We start from the raw sequence: 24,181 nt of genomic DNA on the forward strand, positions 1-24,181 counted from the left end.
GTGGGCCGGCTTGCTTAGCACCCGAGGCCACCATGCAAATCAAACTCGCCAATCCCCGCGGCTTCTGCGCCGGCGTCGACCGGGCGATCGAGATCGTCAACCGCGCCCTCGACGTGTTCGGCCCGCCGATCTACGTGCGCCATGAAGTGGTGCACAACAAGTTCGTGGTGGAAAACCTGCGCAACCGCGGCGCCGTGTTCGTCGAGGAACTCGACCAGGTGCCGGACGACACCATTGTCATCTTCAGCGCCCACGGTGTCTCTCAGGCTGTGCGCAAGGAAGCCGAGAACCGTGGTCTGAAGGTCTTCGATGCGACCTGCCCGTTGGTGACCAAGGTGCATATGGAAGTCGTGCGCTACAGCCGCGACGGCCACGAATGCATCCTGATCGGCCACGAAGGCCATCCGGAAGTGGAGGGCACCATGGGGCAGTACGATGACTCCAACGGCGGCGCCATCTACCTGGTGGAAGACGAGGAGGATGTGGCCGCACTGGAGGTTCGCAACCCCGAGGCGCTGCACTTCGTGACCCAGACCACCCTGTCCATGGACGACACCTCCAAGGTGATCGACGCCCTGAGGGCGAAATTCCCTCACATCCAGGGCCCGCGCAAGAACGACATCTGCTACGCCACCCAGAACCGCCAGGACGCGGTGAAGGAATTGGCCGACCAATGCGACCTGGTACTGGTGGTGGGCAGCCCGAACAGCTCCAACTCCAACCGCCTGCGCGAGCTGGCCGAGCGCATGGGCACCCCGGGCTACCTGATCGATGGCGCCGAGGACCTGAAGAAGGAATGGTTCGATGGCGTGCAGCGCATCGGCATCACCGCAGGCGCCTCGGCCCCGGAAGTCCTCGTGCGTGGTGTGATCCAGCAGCTTCGCGAGTGGGGCGCGGAGCCCGAGGTTGAGCTGGATGGCCGGGAGGAGAACATTACTTTCTCGATGCCCAAGGAATTGCGGGTGAAGGCTGTGTGACATGAAAAGCCCGCCATACGGCGGGCTTTTTCTTTGGCTCAGCGCCAGCAATCCTCGGTGGTCTTGCCGCTGCCGGTTCTTCCTTTCTCACCCTGGGCGTTCAGGGTCAGATTGCCGCACTTGGTATCACCGAACTGTTGAACGGCGGTCAGCGTGTAGCCTCCGCCGCCTCCCGCCACTTGCAGCCGGTACTTGCCGGTCTCGGAGATTGTGTTGCTGCCGTCGGTGCGCATGCCCAGCTTGCTGATGTCGGCGGTGCTGGTCACGTAGCTGTTGTTCTGGGCGAAGTAGCGCTCCTGGCGCGCCGCGGCATCGTTCAATGCGGCCTGACCTTCCGCCCGGTTTCCCCGTTTGACGTACTCCTCGTAGCTCGGATAGGCGATGGCGGCGAGGATGCCGATGACGACCACCACGATCATGACTTCAAGCAGGGTGAAGCCGGTCTGAACACGTTTCATCAAATACTCCGTTGAAGCTGGGTTGCGGCTCATTCCTGGTCCTCGACTCTGCGCCAGCTCTGTCGACCGAGGCTGGTCGGGTCCGGGTGGATGTTCACGCACTCCTGTCCGGTGCAGTACTGGTACGAGCTGTCCGAGTTCTGGGAGATGGTCCCGCCGCCTTCACCGTCCTGGCGGATCGCCGAGATGTTGCTGGTGCCGACGTCGCCTGTGGGCTGGTAATCGAAGGCGTGCTGGGGTGTTCTGCCTCCGGTGAAAGGGTTGAGCGCGTAAGTCCAGTTGGCGGCGCCGTCACCGCAGGGGTCGTCATTGGGCACCAGCGACTGGAAGAACAGGGTCCGCCCCAGTTGCGCCATGTTTTCCACAACCATTTCACCGTCGGTCCGGGTCAGGTTCAGGTACCAGCCGTTCTGCGCGGACTGACTGCCCGAGGCCTGCCAGCGCACGTTGTTGTCGCTGATCACACGCCCTTGCCGGGTTGTTCCATCGGCGGCAACAGTGGTTTGCGTAACAATGCTCTGCGCTTGCAAACTGCCGCGGGTGATGGCGGGGTTGCTGGCTTCCTCGCCCAGGGTCTGTTTGTCCCAGATGCCGTAGACGCTCTGGGCCATGCTCTTGTCGCCTTCCTTGTCGTCGGTGTCGAAGAACTTGCCCGTGCCGAAGATCACCAGGTAGCCCGTACCGGTAGGGTGGCGTACCAGGCTGGGGGCGGAGGTGATGGGCTGCCGGCTGCCGGTATCCGCCACGGCCTTGAACAGCGGTTTGCCTCCATAGGCCACTTCGAAGGCCGCGATGGCGTTTTCGCCGTCGTCCTCGGTGGTAAATGGGGTGGTGGTGCTCCGGCCGTTGCGTAGCAGGTCGAAGCGCCAGACGTTGCCTTGCAGGTCGCCCGCGTAGGCGTAGTCGGCCACGCCGTCGGCGTTGTAGTCGCCGAGCTTGGGGGTGGACAGGCCGTTGGCGACCCCGTCGGTACCTTCGACTTCCAGGCTCTTGAGCAAGGTGCCTTGCATCGCATCGACGATGAACAGGGCGGCCTTGCCGTTGGTGTTGCCGTCGCTTTCGTAGCCGTTGCCGAAGACCACGGCCCATTTACCGGTATGCAGGCGAGCGATGGTCGGTTGCGAGAAGCTGTAGCCCATCTTCACCGCCGCATCATTGGGAAGGCGGCTGTCGTCGAATTCCCACAGCAGTTTCTCCTGTCCGGGCGTGGTGATGTCCAGGGCGAAGATGGCCTTGCCACCGCCCTTCAGGGTGCCGACCAGGACCGTGCGCCATTCGCTGCCGTCGTACACATCGGCGACGACGGGAGTGCCTTCCACATAGAACTCGTGGCTGTAGTTGGCGCTGGTCAGCTTGTTCAGCTTGGCGAACACGGCGCTTGGGATGAACGCGAACTCCTCGGCACCGGTAAGGGCATTGAATCCATGCAGCATGCCGTCGTTGCCGCCCACGTAGACACGGGGCGAGCGGTCGGCAATGGTGGTCGCAAAGGTGGAGTAGGCGGTGTTTCCCTCCAGACGGTTGCTGAAGCTGACCAGGTAACGGGGGCCATTCACGACGGCGGGGCTGGAGGAGTAGAAGTCACCCAGGACACCGCTGCGCTGACGGAAGGTGGTGCCTTCGCCACTACGGTTGCCACGCAGGTATTCCAGGCGCTGCTGTCCCTGGGTGTCGGCGGCATTGGCGTTTGCCGGGTCCCGGCTAAGCAGGTTGGCCAGGCTGCCGGTGGTGCTGCTGGTGCCTGCATTTTCCCAGGCGAAGTCGACCAGCCCGCTGTTGGAATTTCCCGCTATCTTGATCGCCCGGCTCTGCCAACTGGGCACGCCCGCCTTGGCGCTCCAGATCTGGGTGGTTTCAAAAGCGTTGCTCTGGGCGTTCCAGGTTTTCTCGAAGCGCTTCACGTCCCCGGACCAGTGGTCGTCGCTGGCGTAGGAGGTTTGGTAGGAAACGGTCTTGACCGTGCCGTTGTCGTTCTCGTCCGTGCTGACCTGGCCGGAGTTGATGGCCGGGCGTGCGGCGGTGGACTTGCGGTCGGCGATGCGCGAAAGAATGTCGGAGAAGGCCTGTACCATGGCCTCCGGGCTGTCCACGCTGAAGAACTCGCCGCGCGAGTTGATCGCGGCGTGCCACAGGTCGTAGACGTTGTTGGCGGCGTTGTCGCCCGAGGCGGCAGCCGGTGGCCAGGTTGCCGTACCGGCGGCCAGGGCGGCATAGCCGGCCCCCTTGTGGGTGGCGCCATCCCAGGGAATGTTCGTGCGATTTAGCGCTTCGGACAGTCCCAGGCCCATGATGAAGTTGGACATGTGTTGCCAGGTCGCCGGGTCATTGCGGGCATCCCAGTAATCGGTCGTGGTGTTGTTGCTCTTGAAGGGCGTGTAGGCCGGCACCTTGTTGGCCAGGTTGGTATTGAGGTCCGTGGACCAGTAGTGCATGGCGAGGTCAGCCAGGGTGTTGGACGTGGCGTCGTAGTAGGGGGCGCCCTGACTGTATGCCCGGCCGTCCGGCAGGTTGAAGGTGCCGGCGTCGTGGCGGAAGTCGCTTGGCGCGCTGGCCGATTCGTTCCACAGACCGTCCGTCATCATGATCTGGTAGCTGGCACGGCAGGCATAGGTATTTTGCGAGGTGTTGCCGGTGCCGCCGGGCGTCTTCTGCCAGGGTGTGGCCGTCTTGAGGAATTCGCCCGCGCGCTTCATTGCCGCTGGCAGGTATGTGCTCTGGTCGAAGTTGATGTTCTGCAGCCAGGCATACAGTTGCCCCTTGTGCGCTGGCGTATAGGCCTGGAAGGTGTTGTCCCGGCAGTTGCTGTCGGTTCCGTCGAAGCTGACGCAGCGACCCAGGCCTTGCCAGCTCAGGCGCACCGCAGGAGACAGGTCGTAGAAGGCCAGCGCCGCGGCCGAGATCGTCGCCAGAGCGCGGTTTCGGTAGAACGAATACCAGTTCGCGAAGTTCTGCTGCTCGGCAGACGTTACGAACCTCAGGCTGTAGCAGTCGTCGTTAGCGGTGGTGCAACCGGCATTAGTGGAGTTGTAGGTGTAGTAGTAGGCCGGAACTCCTTTTTGAGCGAGGCTGGCCGACAGCGTATTGCCGTTCACGCTGCAATCTGTGGCAATGGCGCTGGTGGAGCCTGGTACGGTGGCGGAAGCGGTGCAACTGACTGTCGTGGTGCATCTTCTCCCGCAAGTCTGGGTAGAGGTGCGCTTGAAGGTGAAATCGATGCCGCCTGGTGTGGTCACAGTCGTGGTGCCATCGACGGTCGCGGTGACGGATGCCTGGAAGTCAGCTGCCGGGTTTTCCGCCAGTCGGTTACTGGTGCTGCTGTAGCCGTAGCTCGTGGCTTGCCCACTTTCGAGCACGTAAGTCCAGGTGACCTTGTAGTCGTTGGACATATTGATGGTGCCGCGTGCGCTGTTGTAGCCGTTGACCTTCGCCGAGGTAAAGCTGGTGCTCAGTGGGACTTCATTGCCCGAGGTGTCGAACACGATCGGGGCGCGATAAGTCACAGCGGGGTTATAGGCGAGCGGGTTGAAGGCGCTGGACTTGGCGCGCCGGGTGGCGCTGTAGCTGTTCTTGTTGTCCGGGGCGAAGGCCCAGCGCATGCTGCCGGAGTCGTCGAGTGTCAGCAGCATGTTGGGGGCGACACCCACGGTCAGGCTCAGAGGGCTCTGGGAGACGGCGGCAAAGGAGTTGGCGGCGCAGAGCAGGGTGACGCCGAACACTGCGCAGGAGAGCGTCTTGATGCAGGGGTGAAGACGAGAACGGTGCATGATGTCAGCCATTAATTATTAAGGCCAAGATAGATATTGGCGTGTGTCGACTGGAGATAGAGGGCGTCCCCTGCCTTGCCATTGTTGAGGTAGAAGTAGGTGCCCTGGCCTTCCGCGGCCATGCCGTATTCCGCGTTGACCGCCGTGTTTCCGGTTTCGACCGCCAGGATGCTGTTCCAGGAGGCCGGGTACTGGGTATTGGCTTGGGTCGTGGTCCCTGGGTCGGTGCCGCGATAGGGCATCCAGAGCAGGCCGCCCTGGGATTCGGACTTGAGGAAGTCGTCGGTAGCTTCCTGGGGCTGATCGACGAAGGTGAGCAGGTGGGCGTCGTCGATCGCCAGCAGGCACGGCTTGTTCAGGCCATTGGCTTTCAAAGTGTTCGACTTGCTGCAGTTGTCGGCGCTGGCTTCCAGCTTCTCGACGAGGTAGCCCGGACCATAGAAGCGGAACTCGGCCTCGCGCAGGGCCGCATCGGCAACATTCTGCAGTTTCGTGTCATGGGCACGATGGGCAGTGAGGCGTGTTTCCATGGTCACGCTGCGCATGCTTCCGATGGCCAGCAAGGTGAGCAGCAGCATCATGACGAGCGCGACGAGCAGTACCGCACCGCGCTGGGAGTTGCGGGTAGGGGCTGTCATGGCATGAAGTTCCTGATGGTCTGGGTGCTGCTGGCAACCTGATAGAGGCTTTTATTGTCCGCTTTCTGGATGCGGCTCTTGGTAGCGTCCGCTGCGGTAGCCAGCCAGTCGCTGAGCACTTTCGAATCGTCGCTGTCGCGCTGCCTATCGCGGCTCGCGAGCAGCAAGGCGTAGCGCACGCTTCGAATGGCGCCGCTGTCCGGCGACCAGTCGGCTTGCGGGATATAGGACGACACCTTCTTCTCCATGACGTCGTTGCTGCCGACTCCGAAGTCCAGGCGCAGATCGGCGATACCGGTGAGCAGTTCACCATACTGGGGAGTGGCGGTGTTCAGGCTCTTGCACAGTAGGCGGCCTTGCTGAAGTGCGCCCTCGCTCGGTTCGTACTTGAATGCCAGAAGGGTCAGGTCGCCTTCGGAAGCGGGCGCCGACGGAAAGGCCTTGTCGTATTCGACGCCACTAGCCTCGCCCTGGCAGTCCAGCTCCTCGCTGGCTTGCGGTTGGTAGCGAATACAGAAACCGGTGCCTTCGCTGGCGGCGAGCCCGGTGATGGCGTGCCCGGCTTTGAAAGCCTGGCATCCACCCCCGGCGGCGCGGGCGGGAAAAACTGCTTCGAGCAGCGTGGAAGGATTGCGGCGGTAGCCTGCCTTGCCTAGGTAATGATTGATCGTCAGCGTGGCGAAACGACCGTTTTCCAGGTTGCCCGCCTGGTTCTGCTGGAAGGCGTAGCTGCGCCGGTTGTCGAGATAGATCTGGGTGATGCCGAGGATCAGGAAGCTGCTGATTGCGAGCGCGATCATCAGCTCGACTATCGACAGGCCGAGTTGGCGCTTGGTGCTGGTCATGGCTCTACTCGAACGGTGTAGGTGCAAACGGTGGCGTCGGTTTCTGCGGCGTCCAGGCAGGTGCCCTCCCGTACCTGCCAGGCGAGGCGGATTTCGATCATCGAGCCGGCATTCGCGTTGCACTGTCCGGGGGAGGGACTGCGGCAGATGTACATGTCGCTGGCGAAGAGGTCCGCGCCGCCGGGCAGTGCTGTCTTGACCTTGTCGGCCCAGCAATCGCGCTGCTCCTGCGCCGTTTTCGCGATACGGGTCGGGCTGGACACGCAGTTCTGGCGGCCGGAGAAGTCTTTCCCCTCAGCCTTGTAGAACAGAGAGGCGGTCTTCATTGCACTGTTCATGGGAGTCTTCGGTGGCGTGTTGCTGAAAAGCTCCTGGGGGTTGGCGCGAATGATCTCGATCAGGTCGTTGGTCAGTTCGACGGCGGCGTTACGCTGTACGGAATCCTGGGTGTACTGGATGCTGCGCCCTTGCAGCGCCACCATGCCGAGTACGCCGACGGTGGTCAGGAGCAGCGCCACGAGCACCTCGATCAGGCTGAAGCCTTTGCTGGTCGTCATGGCGTTCCTCACAGGGTGCAACTGTCCAGGGGCGTTTCGTCCGCATCCTTTGTCCCCTGACGGAACAACTTGATGGCGCCGCTTGCCTGGACCTCCAGATACAGCCCCGTGGCGGTGTCGTCGTTGTGGCAGATGGTGAGAGTGGTAGCCGTTGCCGTACCGTTGCTCCTGAACTTGATCTCGTCGGCGCTGGCTCGGATCCGGGTGAGCTCGGGGTTGCTCTTGAGCTGGCGCAGCGCATCGCCGTCACCGCGCTTGACGCTCCAGACGTCATCGCTGCCGGCGGCGGTGATGGTGGCCTTCTGGCTCACGGCCTCGCCTCGGGCATAGAGCAGCAGGGACTTCAACTCATCTGCCTGGGTTTGCAGACGACTGCGTTCGATGGTCGAGGTGAAGCTGGGGACGGCTAGCGCGGCGAAAATCGCCAGCAGGGTCACCACGATCATCAATTCGACCAGCGTGAATCCGGCCGATCCCATTGGGCGCGACATGGCGCATTCCTCGCGTTTTAAGTCGCGGCAATGCTGCCGTCTGTCGTAGGAAAAGTCCTATCTAGACGGATGACCGTTCGCGATAGCGCGATGTTCGGTCATGCGATTTGCTCATATGTGACAGGTGTCGCGATGCGAGTGTGACGCATGTCAGTGGGGGCAAAGTGGGTCCGCCTCGCTGGATTCCCGACGAATTCTTCCGGCCCTGTTGATCACGATCCGGGCTGCAGATTGTGTACTGGCGCAGAGCACGAAGTGCCCGGAATGGAATGCCCCGTTGGGCTGGGCGCTGTAGCCGCCAGGTGTGTAGTGGACGTAGCGGCGGGAGGTGCTGTCGGGGATAACGGTGATGGGCGAAATGGCCGTGTGAGTCGCCAGCAGTTGCTCGGAGGGTTCACGAATACCGTTGTTGTTGCGGTCGACGAACAGCGTCCAGCCTTGTTCCCAGTTTCCATCCAAGGCCGCGATGCTAACCGGTTGCCCGCTCAGCACGGCCGTCGTGCGTGCCTGATTCAGTGCGCTCTGCAGCTCCTGCGTGGCGACCTGCAGCCGATGCTCCTCCAGGAGTCGGCCGAATCCTGGCGCCGCGAGGGAGAGGACAATGGCCAGGACTGCCAGGGTCACCAGCAGTTCGATGAGGCTGAAACCGTTGCGTTTGAACATGTCCCGTCCCTGGTTCGTGGGTCTGTCAGGGAGTATTGGGGCTGCCTGTTTTGTGGCGTCTGAAACCGTTGTAGGGCGCTTCCGGGGTGGTTGCAGTTGTCGCCCGTCACCCGGTCGCTCCCGTTGCCCGGTATAGTGCTCGACTGCCGATTTCCCTTTGGTTTTCCGTAAGTGATGTGGGGGCGTTGTATGCCGGATGTGATCGTGGTGGGCGGCGGGGTCGTCGGGCTGTTGTCTGCCTGGACCCTGGGACAGGCCGGGGCCGAGGTATTGCTGCTGGAACGCGGCGAGACCGGGCGCGAGGCGTCCTGGGCCGGCGGCGGGATCGTTTCGCCGCTCTATCCCTGGCGCTACAGCCGGGCCGTGGCCAATCTGGCGCACTGGTCGCAGGACTTCTATCCAGGCCTCGGCCAGCGGCTGCTGGCGGACACCGGGGTGGACCCGGAAGTGCATGTGACCGGCCTGTACTGGCTCGATCTGGACGACCAGGATGAAGCGCTGGCCTGGGCCCGTGCCCAGGGGCGTCCGCTGTCGGAGGTGAGCATTTCCGCCGTGCACGATGCCGTACCCGTGCTGGGGACGGGGTTCAGCCGGGCTGTGTACATGTCCGGCGTTGCCAATGTGCGCAACCCACGCCTGGCCAGGTCGCTGCGCGAAGCGCTGGTGCGCATGCCGAACGTTTCCGTGCGCGAGCAGGTCGAGGTGACCGGCTTCCTTCAAGCCGGAGAGCGGGTACAGGGTGTGCGTACCGCACAGGGCGATTTCACTGCGGATTCGGTCGTGCTGGCAGCGGGCGCCTGGAGCGGTCAGTTACTGGCGAAGCTGGGGCTGGAGCTGCCGGTGGAGCCAGTGAAAGGGCAGATGATCCTGTACCGCTGCGCGCCCGACTTCCTCTCCAGCATGGTGCTGGCCAAAGGGCGCTATGCGATTCCCCGGCGCGACGGCCACATCCTGGTGGGCAGCACCTTGGAGCACGCGGGTTTCGACAAGACGCCGTCCGCTGAAGCGCTGGCCAGTCTGCGTGCATCGGCGGAAGAGTTGATCCCCGCGTTGGCGGAGCAGGAGCCGGTCAAGCACTGGGCGGGCTTGCGTCCGGGGTCGCCGCAGGGCGTTCCGTTCATTGGCGAGGTGTCGGGCCATCGCGGCCTGTGGCTGAACACCGGGCATTACCGCAACGGTCTGGTGCTGGCGCCGGCGTCCTGCCAGTTGCTGGCGGACCTGATGCAGCAGCGCCCGCCGATCATCGAGGCGGCGCCCTACGCGCCGGAAGGGCGCCTGGTAGCGACGCCCATCGTCTGAGTCCAGTGGGGATCAGTCGATCCCCAGCTTCTTCAACCGATAACGCATCGAGCGGAAGGTGAGCCCGAGTCGCTGTGCTGCCGCGGTGCGGTTCCAGCGGGTCTCTTCGAGGGCCTGCATGATCAGCTTGCGCTCGATCTCCTCCAGGTAGTCCTCGAGGTTGTCGATCTGCGCGAGACTGGCCTGCCCGCCATTGTCGCCACCGGTGCTGGTTTCGGCCAGGCGCAGGTCCTGCGGCTGGATCACATCGTTCTCGCACAGGGTGTAGGCGCGCTCGAGCATGTTCTCCAGTTCGCGCACGTTGCCGGGGAAGCGGTAGCTCTTGAGCTTCTCCAAGGCGTCCGGGCTGACTGTCGCCACGGGCAGCCCGGCATCGCCGGCCAGGCGCTGGAGTACGCGTTCGGTGAGCAGCGGAATGTCCTCGCGGCGCTCGCGCAACGGCGGCACGCGCAGTTCGATGACGTTCAGGCGGTAGTAGAGGTCCTGGCGGAAACGGCCGGCGGCGACTTCCGCCGCGAGGTCCTTGTGGGTTGCACAGAGGACGCGCACGTCCACTGAATTTTCCTGTTGGCCGCCGACGGCGCGCACGGCCTTCTCCTGGATCGCCCGCAGCAGTTTGACCTGCATGGGCAGGGGTAGGTCGGCAACCTCGTCGAGGAACAGGGTGCCGCCGTTGGCGGCCTGGAACAGCCCCTGCTTGTCCTCCACGGCGCCGGTGAAGCTGCCTTTCTTGTGACCGAAGAATTCGCTTTCCATCAGCTCCGAAGGAATCGCGCCGCAGTTCACCGGGACGAAGGCGATATTGGCGCGCGGGCCCTGTTCATGGATCAGTCGGGCGACCAGTTCCTTGCCGCTGCCGGATTCGCCGCTGATGTAGACCGGTGCCTGGCTGCGCGCCAGCTTGGCGATCTGGTTGCGCATCTGCCGCATTGGGGGGGAGTCGCCCAGCAGTCGGTTGTCCACCGGTGCCTCTTCGGCATCGGGGAAGCGCAGGCGCAGCGCCGTGCTGACCAGCTCGCGCAGGCGTCCCAGGTCGACCGGCTTGGTGAGGAAGTCAAAGGCGCCGGCCTTGAGTGCCTGCACGGCGGTGTCCAGGCTGCCGAAGGCGGTGATCATCGCCACCGGGGTTTGCGGGTGGCGCTGCTGGATGTACTGCACCAGGTCCAGCCCGGTGCCGTCGGGCAGGCGCATGTCGGTGAGGCAGAAGTCGAACGGTTCGCGGGCCAGGAATTCGCGCGCTTCCTTGACGTTACGGGCGCTGCGGGTATCCAGCTTCATGCGGCCGAGGGTGATCTCCAGCAGCTCGCGGATATCGGGTTCGTCATCGACGATCAGGGCTTTTTGACGACTCATGCTCATTGCGTGTTCTTAGCTTTGTTTGCGTGGATGGGCGAAGGTGAGGCGGAAGCAACTGCCACCCTCGTCACGCGTTTTATAGTCCAGGCGCGCCTGGTTGCTTTCACAGAGCTCCCGGGAGATGTACAGCCCAAGACCTGTGCCCTTGCTTTCGGTGGTGAAGAACGGCTCGAACAGCCTCCCCCGCTGCTCCGCAGCAATGCCCTGGCCATCGTCGAGGACTTCCAGGATCGGCAGGTCGGTTTCGCTGTCGCGGAACAGGCGCAACCACACCTGGCCAGTGCCGTTTTTCTTGGCGCTGTACCGTAACCCATTCTGGACCAGATTGGTCAGCACCTGCGTCAGCTGATGCGGGTCCATGCGCGTCTGCACAGCGCCGGGCCCGGTTTCGACATGCAGCTGCTGGTTTTCGCGCAGCCCCTCACGCTGTTCGTCGACGAAACGTTGCAGCCAGTATTTCAGGTCGAGCGCTTGGGGTTCCGCCTGGCGTCGGCGGGAAAGCTGCAGCACGTTCTCGATCACCAGGTTCATCCGCCGCGACTGGTCCTGGATGATCTGTGTCAGTCGTCGATCCGGCGGATCGAGCTCTTCGGACTCCAGCAGCAATTGCGCGGCGTGGCTGATGGCGCCCAGGGGGTTGCGGATCTCATGGGCGATGCCGGCGGTCAGGCGGCCGAGCGAGGCGAGCTTGAGCTGCTGAGCCTGCTGGGCGATCTGCGAGATGTCCTCGAGGAACATCAGGGTGTGCTGTTCATTGCCGCGGTGCAGGGGGATGAAGGCAGGCTGCACGCTGGGCGCGGTGTCGTGTGGTTGCAGGCTGGGGGGCCGCAGGGCGGGGTTCTGCTGCCACAGCCGCAGGCTGTTGAGCAGCGCCGGGCTGTGCTCGGCCAGCGGCTGCCCTGTCAGTTCCTGTCCGCCGAGCAGTGTGGTGGCGCTCTGGTTGGCCAGCAGCACGCGCTGCTGATCGTCCAGCACAAGGATGCCGGTACGCATGCGCTGGAGGATCAGGGCGTTGAGTTCTTCGAGGTTGGCTACCGTGGCGGCCCGTTGTTCCGCGAGGTTTTCGATGACCTGTTGGCGGCGCGCCAGCGCCTGGATCAGCAGCGCCGAGGCGAAGCACAGGGCGCCCAGCCCGCCGGCCTGTACATAGTGGTTGAAGGCGATCTCCTGGGTAAGGCTGATGTAGAAGGTCAGGTAGATCAGCCCGATGGACGCCAATGCGGCGATCAAAAGGCCTATCCGGCCGCGCAGCAGGATGTTGGCGATGGCGACGGCGATCACCATCAGCGTGCCAATACCGCTGGGGACGCCGCCGGCGGTGTAGAACAGCCCGCTGAGCATCAGCACGTCGAGTGCCGCCAGGATGAACAGCGGCATCAGATGCCGGGGCGCCGGCATCAGGACGGCGATCAGGATGTTCACCACCAGGTAGGTCCAGCAGCCGATGTGGAACAGTTCGGTGTGGGCGAGCTTGAGGACTTCGCCGTCAAGGTTGCTGGAAATCAGCAGTACCAGGACCAGACCGATGGTCAGGCGGTACAGGTGATACAGGCGCAGGACGCGCCGTCCCTGCCCGGTGAGCGAAATGCCTTCAGTGGCCACGGTCTGCACGGTCCTGCTCGAGATGAGCGCGGCTGCAGTACCAGTTGCTCTCGTCCTGCAGGGCATTGCTGCGTGGGACGTGCACTCCGCACTGTGCGCAGCGCACCATGGGCACCGTTTGCTCCTCGCGGGGCTCCGGTGTGCTGGGGCGGGCGGGGCGGGTGGCCTTACGCCACAGCCACCAGCCGAGCGCGAACAGTAGGATCCAGAACAGCAGGCGGGTCATGGCGTTCCCTTATTCCATAGAGAGCCGCAGTGTATCCAAGGCGTGGGTTCGCGCACAGAGACGTGGTCCGCGCCGGCGGACGATCGCCCACGAAAAAGGGAGGCCGAAGCCTCCCTTGATCAGCGCATCTTCGCTATTCAGTCGAAGATGCCGAAGGTCATGTAGCTGAACCAGGAGCGGTCGTTGCTGCCGCTGTTGCCTTCGGACTCGTGCTCTTCTTCCTGCACGTCCGACTGGTTCTCCGGTTTGAGCTCCGCCGGAATCTGCTGCTCGGCGTCTTCGTACTGCTTGATCACGTCCTTGCTCGCCTGGGTTTCCATGTGCGGCGGGGCGTCGTTGGTCTCGATCAGGCCCAGGGTCGCCTTGGCCAGCCAGGAACGGTTGTCGGCCTCGTCCTCGCGCGGGACGAACTGGCCGTCCTTCAGGCTCGGGTTGTCCGGGTAGTTCAGCTTCAGGGTCTGCAGGCTGGAATCGGCCAGGTCGTTCATGCCCAGGCGCTGGTAGGCTTCGACCATGATCGCCAGGCCATCGCCGACGGCCGGGGTTTCCTGGAAGTTTTCCACCACGTAGCGGCCACGGTTGGCGGCGGCGACATAGGCCTGGCGCTTGAGGTAGTAGTGGCCGACGTGCACTTCATAGGCGGCCAGCAGGTTGCGCAGGTAGATCATGCGCGCCTTGGCGTCCGGGGCGTAGCGGCTGTTCGGGAAGCGGCTGACCAGTTGCGCGAAGTCGTTGAAGGAATCACGGGCGGCACCCGGATCGCGCTTGGTCATGTCCAGCGGCAGGAAGCGCGCCAGCAGGCCACGGTCCTGATCGAAGGAGGCCAGGCCCTTGAGGTAATAGGCGTAGTCGACGTTGGGGTGTTGCGGGTGCAGGCGGATGAAGCGCTCGGCGGCGGAACGCGCGGCCTCGGGCTCCATGTTCTTGTAGTTGGCGTAGATCAGCTCCAACTGAGCCTGTTCCGCATAGCGACCGAACGGGTAGCGGGACTCCAGCGCCTTCAGCTTGGCCACGGCGTTGGTGTAGCTCTTGTTGTTCAGATCGTCCTGGGCCTGCTGGTACAGCTGGCTTTCGCTCAGGTTCTCATCCACCTTCTCGCCCTTGGAGGAGCAGGCGGTGACGAAGGCGAGGATGGCGATCAGCAGCAGGTGTTTCACTTGCATGGCGGCTTGCGTCCCTGGACGGTCGGCTGTCGCGGCCGCAACCGTCTGTTATGATTGGCGCCCCAGGGGGATACCCCTGGGACAAAGGCCCCGTATTTAACCACAGCGCGCAGCCGAACCAAAAGGCCGCGCGCCCTTCGTGTCCCGCCATGTCCGATATCATCCAACTCGCGGCAGAAGTGCCGTTCGACCTCGGTGGTCAGCGTCTCGACCAGGTCGCCGCCCAGCTCTTCTCCGATCACTCCCGCTCGCGCCTGGCCAGCTGGATCAAGGACGGCCGCCTGAAGGTGGATGGCGCCGTGCTGCGTCCGCGTGACACTGTTCACGCCGGCTCGCGCCTGGAACTGCAGGTGGAGCTGGAAGCCCAGGGCGAGTGGAAAGCCCAGGACATCGAGCTGGACATCGTCTATGAAGACGACCACATCCTGGTCATCGACAAGCCGACCGGCCTAGTGGTTCACCCCGCCGCCGGCCATCAGGACGGCACTCTGCTCAACGCGCTGCTGCACCACGTGCCGCACCTGGCCAACGTGCCGCGCGCCGGCATCGTGCATCGCCTGGACAAGGACACCACCGGTCTGATGGTGGTGGCCAAGACCCTCGAAGCCCACACCAACCTGGTCGCGCAGTTGCAGGCCCGTACCGTCAGTCGGATCTACGAAGCCATCGTCACCGGCGTGATCGTCTCCGGCGGCACCGTCGATGCGCCGATCGGCCGCCATGGCGTGCAGCGACAGAAGATGGCCGTGGTGGACGCCGGCAAGGTCGCCGTCAGCCACTACCGCGTGCTGGACCGCTTCCGCGCCCATACCCACGTGCGAGTGAAGCTGGAAACCGGCCGTACCCACCAGATCCGCGTCCATATGACGCATATCGGCCACCCGCTGGTGGGCGACCCCACCTACGGCGGGCGTTTCCGCATTCCGCCGGGAGCGAGCCCGACCCTGATCGAATCCCTGCGCGACTTCCCGCGCCAGGCCCTGCATGCGCGCTTCCTGGAGCTGGACCACCCGGCGACCAACGTGCGGATGAAGTGGGAGTCGCCGCTGCCGGATGACTTCACCTGGCTGCTGAGCCTGCTGCGGCAGGATAACGAGTCCTTCGTATGAACCCCTGGCTGACGCCCGACTGGCCGGCCCCGGCGAATGTTCGCGCCTGCGTGACCACCCGGGCCGGCGGCGTCAGCGCGGAGCCCTTCGACAGCTTCAACCTGGGGGACCATGTCGGCGACGAGCCGGCGGCCGTTGCGGAAAACCGTCGGCGCCTGACCTCGGCGTTGGGTTGCCAGCCGGCGTGGTTGAGCCAGGTACATGGCATCGAGGTGGTCGAAGCCGATCCGTCCGTCGTTGCCACGGCGGATGCCAGCTGGAGTGCTCAGCCCGGTATCGCCTGCACCATCATGACCGCCGATTGCCTGCCAGCGCTGTTCTGCGACCGCGCCGGCACCCGCGTTGCCGCCGCCCACGCGGGCTGGCGCGGGCTGGCCGGCGGCGTTCTGGAAGCTACGGTCGACGCCCTGGGCGTTGCGCCGGGCGAACTGCTGGTCTGGCTCGGCCCGTCCATCGGTCCACAGGCTTTTGAGGTCGGCGCGGAAGTGCGCGACGCCTTCCTCAAGGATCACGCTGAAGCCGAACGCGCCTTCCTGCCCAGCGCCAATGCCGGCAAGTACATGGCCGACATCTACGAGCTGGCGCGCATCCGTCTCGCCGCCAAGGGCGTGACGGCGGTCTACGGCGGCGGTCTGTGCACCTTCACCGATACCGAGCGCTTCTATTCCTACCGCCGCAGTTCCCGTACCGGTCGCCTGGCCAGCCTGATCTGGCTCGCCTGACTGGCTTGTTGTAGGAGCGAGCTTGCTCGCGAAGCGCTTGATGCCGTGGTGTCAGGCGAAGTTCGTGAGCAAGTTCGCTTCTACAGGTTCCGCCCCGCAAGTGGCTCGCAGGTCCGCTCCTACGGTTCTTTCGAAAGCACGAACTGACGGGTGTCATGGCCAAATGGCTTGAACCGACCAAAATCGTCCTTATCTATCTGGCATCCCGGCGGGCTTTGTCGTGACCAGGAGCACTCATCGCTCCGGCCCGCTATAGAAAGGAAGGACGACCCTCATGCGAATAGACCGTTTGACCAGCAAGCTGCAGCTTGCACTCTCCGATGCCCAGTCCCTGGCCGTTGGACATGACCACCCGGCCATCGAGCCGGTGCACCTGATTTCCGCCTTGCTGGAACAGCAGGGCGGTTCGATCAAGCCCCTGCTGATGCAGGTCGGCTTCGATATCCCAGCCCTGCGCAGCGCCCTCAATAAAGAAATGGACTCGCTGCCGAAGATCCAGAGTCCCACCGGCGATGTGAACCTGTCGCAGGACCTGGCGCGCCTGCTCAACCAGGCTGACCGCCTGGCCCAGCAGAAGGGCGACCAGTTCATCTCCAGCGAACTGGTGCTGCTTGCCGCTATGGACGACAGCACCAAGCTCGGCAAGCTGCTGGGTAGCCAGGGCGTGTCCAAGAAAGCCCTGGAAAACGCCGTGGCCAACCTGCGCGGCGGCGAGGCGGTCAACGACCCGAACGCCGAGGAGTCGCGCCAGGCGCTGGACAAGTACACCGTCGACATGACCAAGCGCGCCGAGGACGGCAAGCTCGACCCGGTGATCGGCCGTGACGACGAAATCCGCCGGACCATCCAGGTCCTGCAGCGCCGCACCAAGAACAACCCCGTTCTGATCGGCGAGCCCGGCGTGGGCAAGACCGCCATCGTCGAGGGCCTGGCCCAGCGCATCGTCAACGGCGAAGTGCCCGATGGCCTGAAGGACAAGCGCCTGCTGGCGCTGGACATGGGCGCGCTGATTGCCGGCGCCAAGTTCCGCGGCGAGTTCGAGGAGCGCCTGAAGGCCGTTCTGAACGAACTGTCCAAGCAGGAAGGCCGGATCATCCTGTTCATCGACGAACTGCACACCATGGTCGGCGCCGGCAAGGCCGAGGGCGCCATGGACGCTGGCAACATGCTCAAGCCAGCCCTGGCCCGTGGTGAGCTGCACTGCGTGGGCGCCACCACTCTGGACGAATACCGCCAGTACATCGAGAAGGACGCCGCCCTGGAGCGTCGCTTCCAGAAGGTCCTGGTGGACGAGCCGAGCGAGGAAGACACCATCGCCATCCTGCGTGGCCTGAAAGAGCGCTACGAGGTGCACCACGGCGTGACCATCACCGACGGCGCGATCATCGCCGCGGCCAAGCTCAGCCACCGCTACATCACCGACCGCCAGCTGCCGGACAAGGCCATCGACCTGATCGACGAGGCCGCCAGCCGCATCCGCATGGAGATCGACTCCAAGCCGGAAGAGCTCGATCGTCTGGATCGCCGCCTGATCCAGCTGAAGATCGAGCGCGAGGCGCTGAAGAAGGAGGACGACGAGGCCACCAAGAAGCGCCTCGCCAAGCTGGAAGAAGACATCGCCAAGCTCGAGCGCGAGTACGCCGACCTCGAGGAAATCTGGAAGTCGGAGAAAGCCGAGGTCCAGGGTTCCGCGCAGATCCAGCAGAAGATCGAGCAGGCCAAGCAGGAAATGGAAGCGGCCCGGCGCAAGGGCGACCTGGAAACCATGGCGCGCATCCAGTACCAGACCATTCCGGACCTGGAGCGCAGCCTGCAGATGGTCGACCAGCACGGCAAGACCGAGAACCAGCTGCTGCGCAACAAGGTGACCGACGAGGAAATCGCCGAGGTCGTGTCCAAGTGGACCGGCATCCCGGTGTCCAAGATGCTCGAAGGCGAGCGCGAGAAGCTGCTGCGCATGGAAGACGAGCTGCACAAGCGCGTCATTGGCCAGAACGAGGCCGTGGTGGCCGTGGCCAACGCGGTGCGTCGTTCCCGTGCCGGTCTCGCCGACCCGAATCGTCCGAGTGGCTCCTTCCTCTTCCTCGGCCCGACCGGGGTGGGCAAGACCGAGCTGTGCAAGGCCCTGGCCGAATTCCTCTTCGACACCGAGGAGGCGCTGGTGCGCATCGACATGTCCGAGTTCATGGAGAAGCACTCCGTGGCCCGTCTGATCGGAGCGCCTCCGGGCTATGTCGGCTATGAAGAGGGTGGCTACCTGACCGAGGCGGTGCGCCGCAAGCCGTACTCCGTGGTGCTGATGGACGAGGTGGAGAAGGCTCACCCGGATGTCTTCAACGTGCTCCTGCAGGTCCTGGAAGACGGCCGTCTGACCGACAGCCATGGCCGTACCGTGGACTTCCGCAACACCGTGATCGTGATGACCTCCAACCTCGGTTCGGCGCAGATCCAGGAACTGGTCGGCGACCGCGAAGCCCAGCGTGCGGCGGTGATGGATGCGGTGAATGCGCACTTCCGTCCGGAGTTCATCAACCGGATCGACGAGGTGGTGGTCTTCGAACCCTTGGCCCGCGAGCAGATCGCCGGCATCGCCCAGATCCAGATGGGTCGCCTGCGCAAGCGCCTGGCCGAGCGCGAACTGAGCCTGGAGCTGAGCAGCGAGGCGATGGACAAGCTGATCGCCGTCGGTTTCGATCCGGTCTACGGCGCACGCCCGCTCAAGCGTGCGATCCAGCGCTGGATCGAGAACCCGCTGGCGCAACTGATCCTGGCCGGCAAGTTCCTGCCGGGCGCGAAGATCCACGCCAAGGTGGAGAACGACGAGATCGTCTTCTCCTGATCCACTGCACAAGAAAAAGCCCCGCACTGCGGGGCTTTTTCTTGTCAGGACCTGCACGGGCGAACTTGCTCGCGAACCTTTCAGCGCCGGCTCAGCGGTCCTCGCGCGACTCCGCCAGCAGGCTGAGCAGGCGCTCCAATATCAGGGCCTGATCCTCGGCGAGGTCGATGATATGGAAGCCCGCCCAGCCCAACTGGCCGTCGGAGCCCCCGCGGCTCCACAGGCAGTCGGCGCCCAGCTGGATCTCCCCGATGCCATCCAGCGGCGGCCGTGGGATCAGGCGGCAGTCCCAGACCGAGTCGACGTTCGGCACGTCCACGCCGCAGAGCATGAAGCCCTCGCTGGAGAGGTCGGCGAGGCGTCCGAGGCTGCGCCCGGAGTGGCGGTCGAAGACCTCTACGGTCAGCCCGGTCTGGTGCCGATGGTGCTGGCGACGTTCACTCATCGAGTGTTCCTCGGTTCTGTCCCGGGGAGCGCCCGGTGATACGTTGCAGGACCCGATAGGCCATATTCAGCGCGCGATCCATCAGGGGAGTGACATGGTCCGTGGGGGCCAGGCGAACTTTGCCTGCGTCCATGTCCCGTGCCAGCTGTACCAAGGGTTTGACTGCGACGCGTTGGCCGGTGTGATCGACGAACATGTAGTTGCGGGTAGTCGGGCTGAACCACGACAGCTTGAGTCGACGAGCCGGTGTGACATCGTTGAATTCGAACCAGGTACCGAACTCCACCTGCGCCAATTCCTTGAGCAGTCCACGCGCACGCTCGGACAGGGGCTCGCCGGTATTGCGGTCGAGGCTTTGGCCTTCCGCGCCGAGCATGACCCCCAGCGGGCTTTCGGGCAGTTCCTGCCTGAACTGGGCCGCGACCTGCGGCTGCTGCGCCTGGACCGCGTGCTGGCAGGCGACCAGATCCTGCAGCAGGCGGCGGATGCCATCCTCATGGTAGCCGCCGAGCAGCTCCAAACCCTTTTGCAGCTCGTCCAGCAGGCCCAGCCGCAGCGCCTGCAGGTGCTCGCGTCCCGCCTCGTCCAGCGGGGTGACGCTCCAGGCCAGTTGCTCGCCCACTTCGCAGGCGCGCTTCCACTCGTCGCTGTGTTCGCCGGCACGCAGTGAAATGAAGGTCAGCGCATCGCACCAGCTCTGTTCCAGGAAGTTACGCACCAGCGGCGGCAGGTCGCGGCCTCCGGTGATCGCGGCAATGGCCTCCAGCGCCTGCTCGCGGGCGGCCAGCAGGCGGTCGCGGCCGCGTACCGCTTCCATGGCGCGGCGTTCGCGCAGCTCCACCTTCTGTCGCAGGTTGGCGACAAACTCATTGAACTCGCCGAGCAGCGCATCGAACAGGTCGAGGTCGCCGACGAAGTCCTGGATCACCCGCTCCACCACCCAGTGCATCTTAGCCAGCAGGCTGCGCTCCTCATCCTCGCCGCCATAGATCACGCCGGCCTGGGCCATGGCATTGAGCAGCTTGCGCGCCGGGTGGTGGTGCTGGGTGAACAGTTGCTTGTCCTGCAGGGCGACCTTCAGATACGGCGTGTGCAGGTGGGAGAGGGTGGTCTTGCAGCTGTCGGGCAGGTTTTCGTCGTCGAGGATGAAGTCGAAGACCATCCCCACCAGATCGATGACGTCGGCTTCCTGATCGGTCAGGCGGGTATTGCCGGGTTGTTCGGCACCGGCCTCCAGCTCGCGCTGCAGATCGGCCTTCAGGGCGTCCACCGGCTGTGGCTGGCGCAGGCGCTGAGCCATTTCCTGGGCCGACTCGCGCTGCAGGCGGTTCAGCGCTTCGAGCAACTCGCTGGCGCTGTAGGTGGTGGTGGCTGCTTCGGCGGAGGGGCCGAAGCTGACGATGCTGTGGCTGTTGCCGAACAGCGTGGCCTTGGCGCCGCGCCGGCGGAACTCGGCCAGCAGGACCGCCAATCCACCGAACAGCGCGTTACGATCGGCTGGCGGGAGGTCCGGCAGGTCAGCGACGTCGTAATGGTGGGGCTGCAAGGGCGGTGCCGGTGCAGTGTCGGGCGCAGCGCTGCTCGGCTCGGGCGGGGCAGGGCGCGGCGCCGGGGTTGGGGGCTTATCGGGCACCCGGTACCTGAGGTTCGGCAGGATGCCGGCGTCGATCAGGCGCTGGTTCAACTGATCGTAGAGCGGCGCCAGGTGCTGCATCACCTGCTGATCGAACAGTACATAAAGGATGGTTTTGACGCGCAGGGGAAAGGCGGCCTGTGCCAGCGTTTCGCCATAGGCCCGGGCGATGGCCTGGGGGCCGAAGGGATTGCGGTCCTCGCCGATCCTGCTGCCGTTGTTCAGCAATGCCAGGCGCTGGCCGAGCGTGAACAGCGACTGGACGCACTGCGCCTTCACCTGGTTCACCATATTGATGATGAGCAGGGTCTCTTCGTATTCGTCGTGTTCGATCAGCGTCAGCCGATCCGCATCCAACTGGTCATAAGGGTCGTCGGCAGGCAGCGTGCCTTCGAGGAAGTCGTTCAGGCCCTGGGCGATGCGTTGGTGATAGAAGCGCTCCAGGGCCGGCCGCTCCTTGCGAACCTGGCGCATGGCGTCGAAGAACAGCGCCTGTACCTGATTGTTCTCGGCCTTCTCGGCGCATTCGAACAGTGTGTCGTCGATTTGGGAAAAGACATTACCGAGCAGTTCGGCCAGGCGGTTCATCGCCATTTGCCGACAGGCTTGCATCAGCTCGCCGAACCGCGGCTGGATGACGCGACTGGCGATCGATGAGGGCGGAGGGGTGTCCTTGGTGCTCATGCTCTTCCTGTCCGTGATCGGCCCGTTACACCCGTGGAGATCACATCGGTTATTCATGCAGATATAGCAATCCGCCTGCTCCCATGCAAAGAAGAGAAAAACTTTTTGGATCAGAGTGTTGACAGCCGTTTCGATATACGTAAAATGGCGCGCCTCTGATACGGGAATCCGGTGAAGCCGGAAGAAAGTAGAAGAGATTGGAAGGCTCGTCGTTCCGCGATAGCTCAGTCGGTAGAGCAAATGACTGTTAATCATTGGGTCCCTGGTTCGAGTCCAGGTCGCGGAGCCAACTTCCAAGCGGGGTATAGCGCAGTCCGGTAGCGCGCCTGCTTTGGGAGCAGGATGTCGGGAGTTCGAATCTCTCTACCCCGACCAAATATGGGTCGTTAGCTCAGTCGGTAGAGCAGTTGGCTTTTAACCAATTGGTCGTAGGTTCGAATCCTACACGACCCACCATATTCAAGGCGCCTGCATCGCCAGGCGCTGGAAGCGGAATCAAAAGCCGCTTCACCAAGAAAGCCCACCTTCATAGGTGGGCTTTTTTGTTTGCGCTGTCCAGCGATCCTCTTTCGCCATCCTGCCAGTGCCTGTGTGGACACTCGGCTGTCCAAGGCCTCTGTCCGACATCATCGCGAGCCCGCCGTCCCACCTCGTATGGTGTGATTTCGCAAGCACCTGATAACGATAATCAGAAAATCAGCCCGCCTTGTCGGAGTGTTCCGATCTTCTCGCTGGTGGCGGAAACTTAAGCTTTTCACCTCGAAATGTGTCCCTCCCGAGGTGGGTTTAAATGGCAGTGGAAACTATCGGTCTTGTCGCCGTCTCTGAGAATGCAGCCAGGAAGGTTGCAGTCAAGGCCGGTGGAAAGATCAAGGCACATGAAGGTACCAAGTACCTTCTCCAGGTAGAAAACAACGATATCGCTCCCGAGAACGTCACCGTCAAGCGCGAAGGTGATGACCTGCAGATCACCTTCGAGGGCAGCGAAAAACCTGATCTGACCATCCAGAACTTCTTCGCTGACGGCATGGATGGCCAGCTCTACGGGGTTGCCGAAGATCGTCAGTTGTATGCGTATGTGCGTACCGATGGCGAAGGCTTCGACGGTCACCTGCTGGTGGCCGATGGTGAGTCCGCCCCCATTAGCCTGGGCGGCGACTCCCTGGCGGACGGCAGCCCTTACCTGGCGTCCACCTTCGAGGAGGCGGCGGGCTTCGTCATGTGGCCCTGGCTGCTTGGCCTGGCTGGCGTAGGTGCCGCTGCCGCAGCCATCATCCATCACAACAACGATGACGGTCATCACCACACCGCGACCAGTCCTGCGCCGAGCAACTCCGTCGCTACCGACGGTGTCGGCCCGATCCAGGGCCAGCTGTCCAACGGCGATGTCACTGACGATGCGCATCCGGCCCTCTCCGGCAATGGCGTACCGGGCGCAATCATCCACATCATCGACAATGGCCAGGAAATCGCTTCCACCACCGTGTCGCCGGATGGCGTCTGGTCCTATACCGCAGAACTGGCCGACGGCCTGCACAACATCGATGTCACCCAGGAGCTCCCTGGCGAGAAGCCCAGCGCCCCGCTCAAGGTGATCGATCTCGTCGTTGACACTGTCGCTCCTGCCGCTCCAGAGGCCTGGCTTGCTCCTGCCTCGGGCAGCGATGTCAAGGGCGACGACGTCACCAGCAACCAGACACCGACGATCGATGGCAAGGCCGAGCCGGGTGTCGACGTGGCCGTTACCTTCTCGACGGGTGAGGTGATCCATGCCAAGGCCGACGAGAATGGCGACTGGTCATTGGCCCCGACCCAGGCGCTGCCCGCGGGCAACAACGAAATCTCCCTCATTGCCACCGATCCGGCGGGCAACCAGAGCGAGACGACCCTTCTTCCCATCACTATCGAAACCCCGGCCTCGACCACGCTGAAGGGCGGTGATGTGACCAGCGACGTCGCCCCCAACGACAGCGCCCCGGTGATCGCCGTTAGCGACTTCGCGCCGGGCGACATCATCCACCAGATCGATGGCGGGACCGGGCAGGACAGCACCCCGGTCGCCAGTGCAGTAGCAGAGGGCTACGGCAGCAACGCCAGCCTGCTGGATACAGGCTCGATGAGCACCCCGGTCGGGGCCTACGTCATCCAGTCGTTCTCCTATGAGTCGACCGGCAACACTGCCGGCCGTATCGAGGTCACTGGTGATCAGGTCTCCTCGTACGTCACCAGCAATCCTGCCTCGGTCACGCCGGCGGCGGGTGGCGATGCCCTCTCGATGCCCACAGAGCCCCCTGCATACGCTGCCCACGACTCGACTCACATCTTCGCTGGTTCTGGCCTCGATACGCTGGAACTGGCTGGCGCCAACCAGGGCCCGGATCTGCGGGGGCTATCCGCAGACAACGGTCAGGTCAGGATCGAGAAGCCCGACTTTGCCGGCGACAAAGCACTCACCGTCTCCCTCAACGACGTGCTGAGTCAGGGGGAGAGCGACCTGTTCCAGAAGGGTAGCGAGTCCAAGGTAACGGTGGACGGCGATGCCCTGAATGGCCACCCCGACCACGGCTCGGCTACCTGGCAGGACACCGGCACCACCACGCTCGGCAGTTCGATCTTCCAAGGCCACAGCCAGCTGGACGCCGAGGCCCTGATCAAGCAGGCCGTCGCCAGCAGCATCGTCTAACGCCCCTGTCCCGAATCCCTGCGCTTC

General features: G+C 63.8%; 19 protein-coding genes and 3 tRNA genes. 9 read left to right on the top strand and 13 right to left on the bottom strand.

Going from position 1 to position 24,181, the window contains the following annotated elements; translation table 11 throughout:
- The first annotated feature begins 32 nt into the window (after positions 1-32).
- Entirely contained in the window at positions 33-977 is a 945-nt protein-coding gene (ispH, locus tag O6P39_RS04620) for a 4-hydroxy-3-methylbut-2-enyl diphosphate reductase (RefSeq protein ID WP_275610242.1), read from the top strand.
- 38 nt (positions 978-1,015) lie between these two features.
- On the opposite strand, the gene O6P39_RS04625 is transcribed toward ispH, so the two are convergent.
- The 7 genes from O6P39_RS04625 to O6P39_RS04655 all read right to left on the bottom strand — a co-directional run bounded on the left by O6P39_RS04625 (position 1,016) and on the right by O6P39_RS04655 (position 8,393).
- The gene (locus O6P39_RS04625; RefSeq protein WP_275610243.1) at positions 1,016-1,435 is read right to left on the bottom strand and encodes a type IV pilin protein; all 420 of its coding nucleotides are present in this window, start codon (positions 1,433-1,435) and stop codon (positions 1,016-1,018) included.
- A gap of 29 nt (positions 1,436-1,464) precedes the next feature.
- Positions 1,465-5,199, bottom strand: coding sequence for a PilC/PilY family type IV pilus protein (locus O6P39_RS04630; protein ID WP_275610244.1), 3,735 nt, complete (start codon positions 5,197-5,199; stop codon positions 1,465-1,467).
- A gap of 11 nt (positions 5,200-5,210) precedes the next feature.
- Positions 5,211-5,837, bottom strand: coding sequence for a PilX N-terminal domain-containing pilus assembly protein (locus O6P39_RS04635; protein WP_275610245.1), 627 nt, complete (start codon positions 5,835-5,837; stop codon positions 5,211-5,213).
- Entirely contained in the window at positions 5,834-6,682 is an 849-nt protein-coding gene (locus tag O6P39_RS04640; RefSeq protein WP_275610246.1) for a PilW family protein, read from the bottom strand. The genes O6P39_RS04635 and O6P39_RS04640 overlap by 4 nt, the downstream gene beginning before the upstream one ends.
- Positions 6,679-7,239, bottom strand: a complete 561-nt coding sequence (gene pilV / locus O6P39_RS04645) for a type IV pilus modification protein PilV (protein WP_275610247.1) — start codon at positions 7,237-7,239, stop codon at positions 6,679-6,681. The genes O6P39_RS04640 and pilV overlap by 4 nt, the downstream gene beginning before the upstream one ends.
- Positions 7,240-7,247: 8 nt before the next feature.
- Complete coding sequence (locus O6P39_RS04650) at positions 7,248-7,730, bottom strand: GspH/FimT family pseudopilin (protein ID WP_275610248.1); 483 nt, start codon at positions 7,728-7,730, stop codon at positions 7,248-7,250.
- Between the two features lie 150 nt (positions 7,731-7,880).
- Entirely contained in the window at positions 7,881-8,393 is a 513-nt protein-coding gene (locus O6P39_RS04655; protein WP_275610249.1) for a GspH/FimT family pseudopilin, read from the bottom strand.
- Between the two features lie 189 nt (positions 8,394-8,582).
- Here O6P39_RS04655 and thiO point away from each other — a divergent pair, with 189 nt between their 5' ends.
- Positions 8,583-9,692, top strand: coding sequence for a glycine oxidase ThiO (thiO, locus tag O6P39_RS04660; protein ID WP_275610250.1), 1,110 nt, complete (start codon positions 8,583-8,585; stop codon positions 9,690-9,692).
- A gap of 12 nt (positions 9,693-9,704) precedes the next feature.
- Here the strand turns inward: thiO and O6P39_RS04665 are convergent, their stop codons facing one another.
- The 4 genes from O6P39_RS04665 to O6P39_RS04680 all read right to left on the bottom strand — a co-directional run bounded on the left by O6P39_RS04665 (position 9,705) and on the right by O6P39_RS04680 (position 14,039).
- Positions 9,705-11,045: a sigma-54 dependent transcriptional regulator gene (locus tag O6P39_RS04665; protein WP_275610251.1), complete on the bottom strand. Its 1,341-nt coding sequence runs from the start codon at positions 11,043-11,045 to the stop codon at positions 9,705-9,707.
- Between the two features lie 15 nt (positions 11,046-11,060).
- Positions 11,061-12,650, bottom strand: coding sequence for an ATP-binding protein (locus O6P39_RS04670; RefSeq protein ID WP_275610252.1), 1,590 nt, complete (start codon positions 12,648-12,650; stop codon positions 11,061-11,063).
- The gene (locus O6P39_RS04675) at positions 12,640-12,876 is read right to left on the bottom strand and encodes a PP0621 family protein (RefSeq protein ID WP_275610253.1); all 237 of its coding nucleotides are present in this window, start codon (positions 12,874-12,876) and stop codon (positions 12,640-12,642) included. The genes O6P39_RS04670 and O6P39_RS04675 overlap by 11 nt, the downstream gene beginning before the upstream one ends.
- Positions 12,877-13,013: 137 nt before the next feature.
- Entirely contained in the window at positions 13,014-14,039 is a 1,026-nt protein-coding gene (locus O6P39_RS04680) for an outer membrane protein assembly factor BamD (protein WP_275610254.1), read from the bottom strand.
- Between the two features lie 149 nt (positions 14,040-14,188).
- On the opposite strand from O6P39_RS04680, the gene rluD reads away from it, so the two are divergent.
- The 3 genes from rluD (at position 14,189) to clpB (ending at position 18,709) form a co-directional block, all read left to right on the top strand.
- The gene (gene rluD, locus O6P39_RS04685) at positions 14,189-15,148 is read left to right on the top strand and encodes a 23S rRNA pseudouridine(1911/1915/1917) synthase RluD (protein ID WP_275610255.1); all 960 of its coding nucleotides are present in this window, start codon (positions 14,189-14,191) and stop codon (positions 15,146-15,148) included.
- Positions 15,145-15,870, top strand: a complete 726-nt coding sequence (gene pgeF / locus O6P39_RS04690) for a peptidoglycan editing factor PgeF (RefSeq protein ID WP_275610256.1) — start codon at positions 15,145-15,147, stop codon at positions 15,868-15,870. The genes rluD and pgeF overlap by 4 nt, the downstream gene beginning before the upstream one ends.
- A 274-nt stretch (positions 15,871-16,144) precedes the next feature.
- Complete coding sequence (gene clpB / locus O6P39_RS04695; protein ID WP_275610257.1) at positions 16,145-18,709, top strand: ATP-dependent chaperone ClpB; 2,565 nt, start codon at positions 16,145-16,147, stop codon at positions 18,707-18,709.
- A gap of 91 nt (positions 18,710-18,800) precedes the next feature.
- Here clpB and O6P39_RS04700 read toward each other — a convergent pair whose 3' ends face one another.
- Positions 18,801-19,154: a PilZ domain-containing protein gene (locus O6P39_RS04700; RefSeq protein WP_275610258.1), complete on the bottom strand. Its 354-nt coding sequence runs from the start codon at positions 19,152-19,154 to the stop codon at positions 18,801-18,803.
- Positions 19,147-21,471, bottom strand: a complete 2,325-nt coding sequence (locus tag O6P39_RS04705; RefSeq protein ID WP_275610259.1) for a DUF1631 domain-containing protein — start codon at positions 21,469-21,471, stop codon at positions 19,147-19,149. The genes O6P39_RS04700 and O6P39_RS04705 overlap by 8 nt, the downstream gene beginning before the upstream one ends.
- A gap of 213 nt (positions 21,472-21,684) precedes the next feature.
- On the opposite strand from O6P39_RS04705, the gene O6P39_RS04710 reads away from it, so the two are divergent.
- The 4 genes from O6P39_RS04710 to O6P39_RS04725 all read left to right on the top strand — a co-directional run bounded on the left by O6P39_RS04710 (position 21,685) and on the right by O6P39_RS04725 (position 24,154).
- Positions 21,685-21,760 (top strand) — tRNA-Asn (locus tag O6P39_RS04710).
- A gap of 9 nt (positions 21,761-21,769) precedes the next feature.
- Positions 21,770-21,846, top strand: a tRNA-Pro gene (locus O6P39_RS04715).
- Positions 21,847-21,851: 5 nt separating this feature from the next.
- Positions 21,852-21,927: transfer RNA gene (locus O6P39_RS04720), tRNA-Lys, on the top strand.
- Positions 21,928-22,261: 334 nt separating this feature from the next.
- Positions 22,262-24,154, top strand: a complete 1,893-nt coding sequence (locus O6P39_RS04725; protein ID WP_275610260.1) for an Ig-like domain-containing protein — start codon at positions 22,262-22,264, stop codon at positions 24,152-24,154.
- Positions 24,155-24,181 lie beyond the last annotated feature (27 nt).

Source organism: Pseudomonas sp. PSE14 (assembly GCF_029203285.1).
In the GTDB taxonomy this organism is placed as follows: domain Bacteria; phylum Pseudomonadota; class Gammaproteobacteria; order Pseudomonadales; family Pseudomonadaceae; genus Pseudomonas.